Below are 12258 nucleotides of genomic sequence, written 5' to 3' on the forward strand. Positions count from 1 at the left end.
GTGGACGTACTTGTCGTTGATCACCCGCTGGCCCAGACCCGACTCACCGTCATGCGCGACGCCGCGACGGACTCCGGCGTCTTCCGCGCCGCGCTGCACGAACTCACCACCATGGTCGTGTACGAGGCCGCCCGCGCCTTCGCCGTGGAAAAGTTCCCCATCACCACGCCGGTCGCGCCGACCCAAGGCACCCGGCTCGCCAACCCGCCGCTGATCGTGCCCGTGCTCCGCGCCGGCCTCGGCATGGCCGACTCCGCGCTGGCCCTGCTCCCCGAGTCGTCCATGGGCTTCGTCGGCCTCGCCCGCGACGAAGACACGTACGAGCCCCGGGCATACATGGAATCCCTGCCCGGCGACCTCAGCGGCATGCCCGTGCTGGTCCTCGACCCGATGGTCGCCACCGGCGGCTCCCTGGTGCACTGCTGCCAGCTGCTCGTCGACCGCGGCTGCACCGACGTCATCATCGGCTGCGTCCTCGCCGCCCCCGAGGGCATCCGCCGCCTCGAGGACTCCGGCCTCCCGCTCCGCCTCGTCACCGCCAGCATCGACGAAGGCCTCAACGACAGCAAATACATCGTCCCCGGCCTCGGCGACGCCGGCGACCGCCAATTCGGCGGCATGCGCAGGTTTTGATGGTCCGAGCTCCGCTCGGACGTGGATCGCCCCCCTGAGGGTCGGTGTCGAGAACACCGAAACAGACCACGGCAGAGGACGCCTAGTCTGTTTCGGCGCCCTCGACACCGACGGGCGCGATCCGACTTGGGTTGCGGTGACGCCGCCTAGTCTGTTTTGGCGCCCCCGACACCGAGGGGCGCAAATCCGACTTGGGCTGCGGTTACCCCGGATTTAGCGTTCCAGGAAGGCGAACAGCTTTTCCCAGCGGTCGATGATGGAGTCGGGGGAGAAGCGGCGGACCGATTGTTGGCCGGCGCTGCCGAGGCGCTTGCGGAGGTCGGGGTCCTTGATGAGGCGTTCGAGGGCGGCGGCCATGCCGAAGACGTTGCCGGCGGTGATGACGATGCCGCCGCTGACCTCGTCGTCGATCAGTTCGCGGATGCCGGGGGCGCAGTCGAAGGCCACGGTGGGCAGGCCGTACGCCATGGCTTCCATGACGGCGATCGGGAAGCCTTCCTCGCGGGAGGGCAGGGCGTAGATCGACGCGGCGGAGAGTGCGGCGTCGATGTCGTTCGTCTTGCCCTGGAAGATCGGTTTGTCGTCCAGGCCCAGCTCGCGGGCCTGGGCCCGCAGCGGCGCCTCGTCGGGGCCGGCGCCGAACACTTTGAGGTCCCAGTCCGGGTGGTGCGGGGCGACCAGGGCCCATGCCTCGAGCAACATGTCGATGCCCTTGTCGTGGGAGAGGCGGCGCAGGGTGACGACGGTCTTCTCGTCCAGCGTGGGCAGGCTCTTCGGCACGGTCATCAGCGGGTTCGGCATGGCGCCGACGTTGGTCATGCCGGCCCGGGCCCAGGCGTCGGCGTCCGCGTCGGTCAGGGCCAGGTGGATGTCGGCCTGGGTGTAGTACTCCAGGACGCGGGCGTACCGGCTGCTGTTGCGGCTCGCCTCGAAGGATTCGTGCGACATGCCGATCACCGTCATGCCGGTGGTGTCGGCCTTCACGACCCATTCCATCGCCCAGATCTGGGCGGCGATCACCACGGCGCCGGGCCCGGCTTCCCGGAACAGTCGGGAAAGCTGCTGGGCGCCCTGCTCCTGCAACGTCTCGCGGAGCCGGTTGCGGCGGCGGACCGCCGGCTTGAAGCGGTCGAGACCGACCGTCTTGCGGCGCCGGGGCAGGTGACGGTCATGCAGGGTGATCGTCGGGTACGGGAGATCCGACCCGTAGTCGCGTGCCTCGGTGGCGGGCTCGACGCCGATCATCCGCACCCGGTGGCCGCGGCCGGTGAAGAGCCGGGCGACGTCATGTGCCCACTGGACCAGGCCGCCGAGCTCGTTGACGCTGTTGCAGACGATGAAGATGTCGCGGGTCTCAGCCACGGTGGCCCTCCGGGCGGAAGAAGCGGTCGACAATGGCCTTGGCGGCGTTCCCGGTGTCGTACTCGCCGTACTGCGCGACGAAGCCCTTGCGTTGGTCGGCGTACCGGCCGGTGAGTTCGTCGAGGTCGGCGACCGCCGCGAGCAGGTCGTCGGAGGTTCGGGTGAGCGGGCCGGGCGCCACGGCGGCCAGCTCGAAGTACGAGCCGCGGCTGCTGCCGACGTAATCCTCGTAGTCCGGTACGTGGAAGATCATCGGGCGGTCCAGCAGCGCATAGTCGAACATCAGCGACGAATAGTCGGTGATGAGCGCGTCCGAGATCTGCAGCAAGGGCGTGACGTCGTGGACGTGTGCCGCGTTACGTACGGTGTGGCCGTACTTCGGGGGCAGGGCGAAGTGGGTCAGGTAGTGCGGGCGGACCAGCAGCACGGTGTCCTCGCCGAACCGCTCGACGAACTCGTCCAAGGAGAACGGCAGCTGCAGACCGGATGAGCCGCGGCCGAGCTCCGAGGGGCGGAACGTGGGGGCGTACAGCACCACCCGGCGGTCGTCGGTGAGCCCCAGCGACCGGCGCAGCTCGGCGGCCTCGGCACCCTGCTCGTGGCGCACCAGGGCGTCGTTGCGCGGGTAGCCCACGCGCATCAGGTCGGCACCGACCCGCAGGCCCTTGGTCAGGGTGCGGACGTCGTGCTCGGAGCGGACCAGGAACACGTCGAACCGGTCGATCGCGTTCTGCAGGCGCCGTTGCTGGGCCGCGGTCTGACTCTTGATGGTGGCCTCGTCGAAGCCCATCCGCTTGAACGCCGACCCGTGCCAGGTCTGGATGTACGTGGTGCCCTTGCGCTTCTTGATGTCGAACGGGAAGCCCTGGTTGTCCACCCAGAACGCCGCCCGGCCCAGCTCCCGCAGGTAGGCCAGCGACTGCCGCCGGACCAGCTTGACGTCCGCGGGGAAGCCGGTGGGGAGCGAGCCCGCATAGGACCAGACCGCCCGGAAGTCGGCGCCGGACCGCTTAAGCTCCTCGTAGATCGCCCGGGGGCTGTCCGAGAACTGTTTGCCCATGTGGCTCTCGAAGACCACGGTGCGCTTGTCGATCGGGACCCGGCTGAAGACGTTGTCGTACAGCGACATCTTGGTGGTCCGGCGTTCGGCCAGGGCGCGGGCCCCGCGTTGCAGGCCGCGCACCTTGTTCCAGGCGCGGCCGCCCAGCGCCGTGGCGCGGACCCGGGAGACCGTCGACACACCGGCGACGGCCGTGCGCCCGGCCGCGTCCAGCCGCAGCGCGATCGCCCGGGAGTCGGTCGTGTATCCCCGGAGCACGTCGGCGGCGATCCGGCCCAGCCGGGGGCGCACCGGCAGGTTGAGTCGCTCCAGCACGTTCTGCTCGGCGAACAGGTGCAGGTCGGTCGCGTCCTGCCCGGTGGTGAGGCGCAGCTGCACCGAGTAGACGGGGTCGATGAAACCGATCGGGCGCAGGGCCTTGCCGGGCAGGAACCGGGCCGTCCAGCGCACCCGGGCCGCGTCGACGTCGAGGCGCACCGGCACGGTGAACGACCGCTGCGCGGCACGCCGGTCCCGGAAGACGAGCTTGGCGGTGGTCTTCTTTCCGGCCTTGATCCGGCCCAGCGGGTTGGTGAACACGCCGTCGATCGTCACCTCGGGGCCCGCGGTCCGGATGTCGACGACGTCGCTGCCCAGCTTCAGCTTCGTCAGCGGGAGATCCTGCAGGCCGAGCGAGGTGACGTCGAGGATCTCGCGACCCAGCGGGTCGTCCAGGTGCCGGTCGCACCAGAACACGTGACCGTCGTGGATGGTCAGATCGGTGCGCAGGACGGCTCGCTGACCCCGGGGCACGAGGTAGTCGTGGGCGGCGGCGACACCGTCGTAGTCACCCTGCCGGGCCAGGTACGCGGCGATCGCGGGCAGCGGCTTGGCCTGCCGGAACGCCTGCGGGTCCAGCGTCTGCAGGTACGGCCGGGCGATGTCGACCAGGGTGCGCCGGGTCTCCTCGGGCAGTTTGCTCAGCCCCGCGAGGTGGGTCCGCAGGTCGTTCTCGATGAACCGGATGTCCTTCTGCAGGCGCAGCTCGGCGGTGCCGTACTCGACGAGCAGCTTGTCGATCTCCTGCGCGACGGCGATGCGGTCGACGAGGTTGCGCTGGTCGCCGGAGCGGTTGGTGATGGACAGCGTGGTGGCCTTGCGCTCCACGTTCCAGATGTAGATGCGCTGCGGGATCACCGCGATCTTCTTCGCGGTCAGGTAGGCGTGCGCCGAGAACAGGTTGTCCTCGTAGAGCCGCCCCTCGGGGAAGCGCAGGTTCTCCCGGACGAGGAACTCGTTGCGGTAGAGCTTGTTGGTCGACAGGACGTCGTAGAGCAGCTCGGGCTCGTCGGAGAGCGACTCGTGCACCACCTGGCCCTGGACGAGCCACGGCATCCACGCCTGCTCGTTGCCGGTCAGCACGTCCCGGCGGACGCACCGGCCGATGACCATGTCGGCGCCGGAGCTCTCGGCCATCGCCAGCAGGTTGCGGCAGGCGTGCCGGTCGAGGACGTCGTCGCTGTCGAGGAACATGACGTAGCGCCCGGCGGCCTGCTCGATGCCGACGTTGCGGGGCCGGCCGGCGGCGCCGGAGTTGGTCTCTAGCCGGACAGACCGGACGCGGTCGGGGTGCTGTGCGACGAGCCGGGCCACCACTGCCGGGGTGTCGTCGGAGCTGTGGTCGTCGACGACCAGCACCTCGTGACTGCGCAGCGATTGGTCGAGCACCGAGCGCACCGCCGTCTCGACGCGGGCGGCGTCGTTGTAGACGACCACGATCACCGTGACGTCGGGTCGGGGAGTGGGCGAGGTCACGGGAAACTACCTTCCGGATCGGCTGGGGCTCTCCAGTCGCCTCGGGTGATCGCCGTGGAACGGGACGGGCGACTGGGCGGTCGCAGGTCCGGCGCAGCAGTCCGAGGCATCGACGCGCAGAGCGCTGCTCGGCGTGCCAGGATTCTAGACTACAGCCGGTGAGGTACACGGCGGGCTCGTGTGAGCTGTCCCGCCTGGCTTGTGGGAGCGTTTTCTGCCGGGTTTCCTGACGCAGCGTGACGTGATCGTACCCGGCGTCGTGGGCCTCGTCCGCGAGCCGCAAATCGCCGGACGCGCCCGGGACGCGGGACTGTATCCCGCCCACTATCCTCGTGAGCCATGACCTCCATCCCCCTCGCCGAGGAGCTACTCCTCCTCGCGTACGACGATCAGACCGGTAAGGCGACCGGGTCCCGGATCGGGCTCGATCTCGGCATGGCCGCGGCCGTACTGGTCGATCTCGCGCTGGCGGGACGGATCGCCTATGCGAACGGCAACCTCGTGGTCAACGACTCCACGCCGATCGGTGAGCCCATCGCCGATCTGGTGCTGGCCAAGGCGGCCGGGGACACCCCGCACACGCCGGCGCAGTGGGTGCAGCGGCTCCGGCACCGGCTGCGCGAGCGGGTGCTCGAGGACCTGGTCGGGCGTGGAGTGATCCGTGACGTCGACGAGACCCAGCTCGGCGCCATCCACGTGCACCGCTACCCGACCACCGATCCGGCCTGCGAGGCCGAGATCCGCAAGCGGCTCGCCGACGCGCTGATCACCGACGCGGTGCCGGACGAGCGCACCGCGGCGCTGGCCACGCTGCTGGTCGCGACGCGGATGGAGCCCGCGCTCCGGTTGCCCCCGGAGGAGCAGGCCCGGGCGCACGAGCGGCTGGAGGAGATCGCCAGCGGCGCCGGCTTCGCCGGTGGCGCCAACCTCGAGGACTCCATCGTCCGACCCAGCGTGGCCCTGGTCGTCGCCACGCTGAGCCGGGCCATCACCGCGGCCCTCGGCGCCCCTAAGACGCCGTAGGCCGCTGCCGCGAATCCCGCGCGTCACAGGCCCAGCGCGGCCGACACCTCCTTGCGGAGCTGCACCATGTGCGTCCCGGACCGGAACTGCGCGTCGGCGAGCTTGCCGGTGACCGGCTCCACCACCTCCAGGTACGCCTTCAGCTTCGGCTCCGTCCCGGACGGACGGATGACGACCCGGGTGCCTGCGGTCCGCAGCGTCACCACGTCGGCGTCCGGCGTCCGGTCCTCGATCTCGGTGATCGGCTGGCCGAGCAGCTCCGTGGGCGGATTCGCCCGGACGTGGGCCATCGCCCGGGTGATCTCGGCGAGGTCGTCGACGCGTACTGACACCTGGTCGGTGCGGTGCACGCCCAGCTGGGTGTCCAGCTCGTTGAGGCGGTCCCGCAGCGTCTTACCTTCAGCTTTGAGTCCGGCGGCCAGCTCGGCCACCGTCAGGGCCGCGGTGATGCCGTCCTTGTCGCGGACGAGGTCGGGCGCCACGCAGTAGCCGAGCGCCTCCTCGTAGCCGAACGCCAGCTCTTCGGCTCCCCGCACGATCCACTTGAAGCCGGTGAGGGTCTCCGCGTACGGCGTGTTCCGGGCCGTGCAGAGGGCTTTGAGCTGGGTCGACGACACGATGGTGGTGGCGTACGTGCCCGGCGTGCCGCGGCGCATCAGGTGGTCGGCCAGCAGCAGGCCCAGCTCGTCGCCGCGCAGGGCGGTCCAGTTGCCGTCGCCGGCCGGGACAGCTACCGCGCAGCGGTCCGCGTCCGGGTCATTGGCGATAGCCAGGTCCGCGCCCCGGGCCGTCGCCAGCGCGAGGAGCAGGTCCATCGCGCCCGGCTCCTCCGGGTTGGGGAACGCCACCGTGGGGAACTCCGGGTCGGGCTCGGCCTGCTCGGCCACGACCGCAGGCTCGGCGAAGCCGGCGGCGGCGAACGCGGCGGCCAGCACCTTGCCACCCACCCCGTGCAGCGGCGTGTACGCCACCGTCAGCTCGCGGGCGCCGCCCGTGGGCAGAACGGCCGCGGCGCTGTCCACGTACCCCTGGACGATGTCCTCGCCGAGGACCGTGCCGGGCTCGCCCAGCTTGACCTCCGCGAGCGTCCCGACGGCCTGGATGGCGGCCTCGATGCCGGCGTCGGCGGGCGGCACGATTTGCGCGCCGGCGCCGCCCGGACCGCCGAGTTGGGCGCCCAGGTAGACCTTGTAGCCGTTGTCCTGCGGCGGGTTGTGGCTGGCGGTAACCACCACACCGGCCACGGCGCCGAGCTTGCGCACCGCGTACGCGACGACGGGCGTGGGCAGCGGCCGGGGGAGGACCAGCGCCTCACGGCCGGCGGCGGTGGACACTCGGGCGGTCTGCTCGGCGAACTGCTGCGAGCCGTGCCGGGCGTCGTACCCGATGATCAGGGGTCCTTCGCCGTTCTGGGCGGCGAGCCAGCTCACCAGGCCGGCGGCGGCGCGGGTGACGACCGCGAGGTTCATGCCGTTCGGCCCGGCGCGGAGCCGGCCGCGCAGCCCGGCGGTGCCGAAGGTCAGCGGGCCGGCGAACCGGTCGGCGAGCTCGGCGGCGCTGTCCGGGAGCCGGTCGAGCAGCGCCCGGATCTCGTCACGGCCGGCCGGGTCGGGGTCGTCGGCCAGCCAGGACTCGGCCAGCGTGCGAAGGTCGTCAGTTGCCATGCCATGTGGATAGCACGGTCGGCACCCGCACCTACCCCGGGCGTCGATTTTTGCGGCGTCCGGCTCAGTCCAGGGTGAACGTGCGGACCAGCTCGTCGAAGACCGGCTTGCTGTCGGCGAACTGCTGTTCGGTGCTGGTCAGGTAGAAGGAATACGCCTTGCCGTCGCGCATGACCGCGCCCCAGAGGCCGTGTCGGGTGCCGCCGCAGGTGTATTCGAGGACCGCGCCGGGCTGGCCGGCGATGGTCTGGTCGATGAGTCCGACCTGGCCGTACGGCTTCGGACAGCTGGAGCCCTTCTTCTTCAGATTGCTCTCCGCGATCTTGAGGAAGTTCTGCGCGGTGCCGTTGCCGGACTCGACCAGCAGCCGAACCTTGCGCTCGGCGCCCTCGTCGACGTAGTCAACCCAGCTGCCGCCAGACTGCTTCTTCCAGCCCTTGGGGACCGACACGGTCGTGCCGCGGCCCTGGTAGGAGACCGTGGGGAAGGGCGCGGCGGCCTGGCCCTGCTGAGGCGCCGCGGCCGGGGTGGTGGGCTTGCTGGGCGTGTCGTCTCCGCCGGAGAAGGCGAGCACGAGCGCGATGACCAGCAGCACCACGACGCCGGCAGCAACGGCGATCTGCGTGTTGCGCGGCCAGCCCTGCACCGTGCGGACGGCCTTGCCGGTGACCTCCCGGGCGGCCGTGACCGACTTGTCGATGACCGCCTTGCGCTTGGCCGCCGGGCTCACCACCACCGTGCCGCCCGGCATCGGCTCGCGGGCCGCGCGGGCGCCGTCCCACTGCTGACGCGGGGGGATCACGCTGGTGGTGTCGCCGTCCGTCGCGGGCGGGATCACGCTGGTGCGATCGCCTTCCGGCGGCGGGCCGGGGTAGGCCCCGGTCGGCTGGTCGAGGCTCGCGGGATTGCCGCCGGGTCGACGGGAGCCGGAGTCGTCGGTGCGCTTCGCCAGATGCCCGGCCAGCGAGTCACCGGGCGCCAGCATGGCGCGGCCACCGATCTGCCCGGACGTCGGGGGCTGCTGCTGCGGCGGCGGGATGGGCTGGGTTTCCGCGGCCGGCGGGCGCTGCGACGGCACCACCGAATAGGGGTCGGTCATCAGGTGCGCCGGGGCCTTGCTCGCCAGCGGCCCGGCAAGCTGCTGGCGCAGCATCGTGCGGGCGGTCTGCACGTCGAAGCGCCGGGCCGGGTCCTTCTCCAACAAGCCCATGAGTACGGGAGTGAGCGAAGCCGCGCGCACCGCCGGCGTGGGCGGGTCCTCGACGACGGCATGCATCGTCTCGATCGGGTCGCCCTTGTCGAACGGGGGCCGACCCTCGATCGCGGTGTAGAGCGTGACGCCGAGCGAGAACAGGTCGCTGGGCGGGCCGAAGTCGCTGCCCATGGCCCGCTCGGGGGAGATGAAGTGCGGCGAGCCGAGCACCATGCCGGGCGTGGTGAGCTGGACGTCGGTGGGCATCCGCGCGACGCCGAAGTCGGTGAGCACGCAGCGGCCGTCGGTGCAGATCAGCACGTTTGCCGGTTTGACGTCGCGGTGCAGGACGCCGTGCGCGTGGGCCACCTCGAGGGCGCCGAGCAGGGCGATGCCGATCTTGGCGACCACCCGGCCCGCGACCGGGCCGTCCTCGATGACCATGTCGGCGAGGCTGCGGGCCTCGAGCAGCTCCATGACGATCCAGGGTCGGCCGTTCTCGTGCACGACGTCGTAGACCTGGACGACGGCCGGGTGCTGCAGGGCGGCGGCGGCGCGGGCCTCGCGCATCGTGCGCTCGTACATGGCGTCGCGGTCGCTGGGTGCCAGGCCGGGCGGGAGGATGACTTCCTTGATCGCCACGTCGCGGCGCAGCAGGGTGTCGGCGGCTCGCCACACCGTGCCCATGCCGCCGTGACCGACCGCAGCGCGCAGCGTGTAGCGCCCGCCGATCAGCGTGCCCGGAGCTGCGCGTCCGCTGGTCGGAGCGGCGTTACCAGCGCTCCACGTCGGGATCTGAGTCACGAAGGTGCCACCGAAGGGGGTCTAGGGGGCGGGTCGACCCCGCTATCTTGCCGGGTCCTACCCCTATTCGAAAAGCCGATCTCAGGGTGATCTCCGGATCTCGACCCTGCGTGGTCGTGCCGTAGCGCAGAGTGGAACTTATCGGACGGTGCGTACAAAATCCGTCACCCCGTCGGACTGCGCGACCTTGCCTCGGCATGCCACGGTGGAGGAGGTCGGTGTGACCTTGGTGAGGATTGAACCGCGTCACCTCCGCGATTCGTAACCCGTTGTAGGAGGTGGTGCACGGATGCCGCCCGGAGAACGCTCCCATCAGGGCTTTCGTGACACTGCGCGATCCCATCCATCCGGGAATGGCGTTGCACAGCGTCACCAACCTGGGGCTAGGCTGTCGCGCGTTGCGGAAAACGGCCAAACCCTCAAGAGCGATAGAGAAACCGACGTGACGAGTGCATTGACGGCGCCCGAGGGCGCGGAGACGGCACCTTTCCCGGGCCCGCCGCCCGGCGCCGAACCCCTGCCCGGCCAGCTCGACCGCTGGCTCGCGTCCCGCGGCGCCGAACTCGTCGCCATCCGCCGGCACATCCACGCACACCCCGAGCCGTCCAACGCCGAGTTCGAGACCGCCGCGCTCATCGCACGTGAGCTGGCCGTCGCCGGGCTCAGCCCGCAGCTGCTGCCCAAGGGCAACGGGTTGATCTGCGACATCGGCGAAGGCGACCGGGTGATCGCCTTCCGCGCCGACCTCGACGCGCTGCCCCTGCAGGACACCAAGGATGTGCCGTACCGCTCGACGGTCGAGAAGGTCGCCCACGCGTGCGGCCACGACGTGCACACCACCGTGCTCCTCGGCCTCGGGCTGGCCCTTGCCCAGTTGCACCAGCGGGGTGAGCTGCCCGGCCGGATCCGCCTGATCTTCCAGCCCGCCGAGGAGTGCGTGCCGTCCGGAGCGCCGGAGGTCATCGCCGCCGGGGCGCTGAAGGACGTGGCGGCGATCTTCGCGCTGCACTGCTACCCGCAACTTCCCGCCGGGCTGGTCGGCGTACGCTCCGGCCCGTTCACTGCCGCCGCTGACACCGTTCGGGTCCGCCTCACCGGCCCCGGCGGTCACACCGCGCGCCCGCACCTCACCACCGATCTGGTGCACGCGCTCGGTCGGGTCATCGTGGACGTGCCGGCCCTGCTGGACCGCCGGGTCGACCCGCGCGCCGGCGTGTCGATGGTGTGGGGCGCCGTGAAGGCCGGCCAGGCGTTCAACGCCATCCCGGGCGAGGGCGAGGTGCTGGGCACCGTACGCATCCTCAACCGGGACGCCTGGCGCGCGGCGCCGGAGCTGGTCACCAAGCTGATCCGCGACGTGATCGCGGCGACCGGCGCCGAGGCTGAAGTCGACTACAACCGCGGTGTCCCGCCGGTCATCAACGACCGGATGGCCGCCGCCGTCATCGCGGGCGCCGCCGGTGCCGCGCTCGGCGCCGACCGGGTGGTCGAGGCCGAGATCAGCATGGGTGGCGAGGACTTCTCGTTCTATCTGGAGAGCGTGCCCGGCGCGATGATCCGGCTCGGCACCGGCACTCCAGGCGCCGAGATCCGCTACGACCTGCACCAGGGCAACTTCGACGTGGACGAGCGCTGCATCGGGTACGGCGTCCGGGTCATGGTGCACACCGCCCTGGCCGCGCTCGCCACCGGCGCGTTCTGACCCGCTACTTCGACTCGGCCGGCGCCGGCGCGAGGACGGGACGGGACTTGCGCCGCCGCACGAAGTAGATGGCGGCCCACACCGGCAGGCCGAACAGCAGGAGCCAGGGCAGCAGCCACCCGAGAACGGTCGCCATGACGCCGAGCGAGGTCAGCAGGCCACCCCAGCCGTTCTTGAGCCCGGTGAGGAATCCGGCCGGATCTTCCTCCTTCGGGGTGTCCGTGGCCTTCGGGTCCAGCAGCACCACGGTGATCGTGGACAGTGCCGTCAGGTCGGCCAGCCGGCGCTGCTTTGCCTGCAACGATGCGAGATCGGACTCCCGGGACGCCACCTCGCGTTCCAGCGAGATGAGGTCATCGAGCGACTTCGCCTGAGCCAGCAGCTTGCGGCCGCTGTCCACCCGGGCTTGCTGGGTGGCGATCCGCGCCTGCAGGTCCACCGATTGCTCGGTGACGTCCTCGGTGTTGATGCCGCGCTGTTCCTCCTTGCCGAGCCCGGCGACCTGATCCACGACAGCCTGGAACTTGTCGGCCGGAACGCGCAGGGTCAGCGTGGCGTCGGCCGGCCCCTCGCCGGAGCTGCTGCGCTTGTCGCCGCCGATGAACCCACCAGCGCCGGTCACGATGCCGGTCACCCGGGCAGCCGCGGTGCTGACGTTCTCCACCCGCAGCGTTATCGATCCGGTGTAGATGATCGACCGCTGGTCCACGCTGAGATCCGGCGCCTTGGCCGTCGCGTCCTTCCCCTGCTGCTCCTGCGCGGGAGCGGGGGCCGCTGCCTGGTCGGCCGGCGCGGCGCCGCCTTCCACGATCTTGGAACTCTGTGTGGACTCGCTGCTGCCGGCACTGCAGCCGGTCAGCGCGAGTGCCGCGGCGCAGATCGCGGCCGCCGCCCGCTGCCGGGCGCGTCGTGCCGTCCTGGTAGAAGTCGAAGCGGTAATTGTCATGGCTGTTCTCCGTCCCCGTCGAGGTCTGCACTCTTCGGACGCAGGGCGAAGGCCCGGCGGTTCCGGCAGACTGCGATA

The 12258-nt window shown here is 70.9% G+C and carries 8 protein-coding genes; 3 read left to right on the forward strand and 5 right to left on the reverse strand.

The annotated features are described in order from the left end of the window. Window positions 1-633: a uracil phosphoribosyltransferase gene (gene upp / locus ACIA1L_RS28555; RefSeq protein WP_396076078.1), complete on the forward strand. Its 633-nt coding sequence runs from the start codon at window positions 1-3 to the stop codon at window positions 631-633. A gap of 213 nt (window positions 634-846) precedes the next feature. Here the strand turns inward: upp and ACIA1L_RS28560 are convergent, their stop codons facing one another. Next, window positions 847-1995 carry a glycosyltransferase gene (locus ACIA1L_RS28560; RefSeq protein WP_396076079.1) on the reverse strand — a complete coding sequence of 383 codons (1149 nt, stop codon included), beginning with the start codon at window positions 1993-1995 and terminating at the stop codon, window positions 847-849. Further along, entirely contained in the window at window positions 1988-4849 is a 2862-nt protein-coding gene (locus ACIA1L_RS28565; RefSeq protein WP_396076080.1) for a CDP-glycerol glycerophosphotransferase family protein, read from the reverse strand. The genes ACIA1L_RS28560 and ACIA1L_RS28565 overlap by 8 nt, the downstream gene beginning before the upstream one ends. A gap of 339 nt (window positions 4850-5188) precedes the next feature. On the opposite strand from ACIA1L_RS28565, the gene ACIA1L_RS28570 reads away from it, so the two are divergent. Further along, window positions 5189-5872, forward strand: a complete 684-nt coding sequence (locus tag ACIA1L_RS28570; protein WP_396076081.1) for a GPP34 family phosphoprotein — start codon at window positions 5189-5191, stop codon at window positions 5870-5872. Between the two features lie 23 nt (window positions 5873-5895). Here the strand turns inward: ACIA1L_RS28570 and ACIA1L_RS28575 are convergent, their stop codons facing one another. After that, on the reverse strand, window positions 5896-7536 hold the full coding sequence (locus ACIA1L_RS28575) for a phospho-sugar mutase (RefSeq protein WP_396076082.1): 1641 nt from the start codon (window positions 7534-7536) through the stop codon (window positions 5896-5898). Between the two features lie 64 nt (window positions 7537-7600). Next, window positions 7601-9532, reverse strand: a complete 1932-nt coding sequence (locus ACIA1L_RS28580; protein ID WP_396076083.1) for a serine/threonine-protein kinase — start codon at window positions 9530-9532, stop codon at window positions 7601-7603. 442 nt (window positions 9533-9974) lie between these two features. On the opposite strand from ACIA1L_RS28580, the gene ACIA1L_RS28585 reads away from it, so the two are divergent. Further along, window positions 9975-11234: an amidohydrolase gene (locus ACIA1L_RS28585; protein WP_396076084.1), complete on the forward strand. Its 1260-nt coding sequence runs from the start codon at window positions 9975-9977 to the stop codon at window positions 11232-11234. Window positions 11235-11238: 4 nt separating this feature from the next. On the opposite strand, the gene ACIA1L_RS28590 is transcribed toward ACIA1L_RS28585, so the two are convergent. After that, a complete protein-coding gene (locus ACIA1L_RS28590) occupies window positions 11239-12180 on the reverse strand; it encodes a DUF4349 domain-containing protein (RefSeq protein WP_396076085.1) in 942 nt (313 codons plus the stop codon). Window positions 12181-12258: the final 78 nt, after the last annotated feature.

It is taken from the genome of Actinoplanes sp. NPDC051859 (assembly GCF_044452725.1).
In the GTDB taxonomy this organism is placed as follows: domain Bacteria; phylum Actinomycetota; class Actinomycetes; order Mycobacteriales; family Micromonosporaceae; genus Actinoplanes.

Excerpts from the sequence above, each read along its gene's own strand:
- ACIA1L_RS28570 (WP_396076081.1), top strand. The coding sequence starts at position 5,189 with ATGACCTCCATCCCCCTCGCCGAGGAGCTACTCCTCCTCGCGTACGAC.
- ACIA1L_RS28575 (WP_396076082.1), bottom strand. The coding sequence starts at position 7,536 with ATGGCAACTGACGACCTTCGCACGCTGGCCGAGTCCTGGCTGGCCGAC.
- ACIA1L_RS28590 (WP_396076085.1), bottom strand. The coding sequence starts at position 12,180 with ATGACAATTACCGCTTCGACTTCTACCAGGACGGCACGACGCGCCCGG.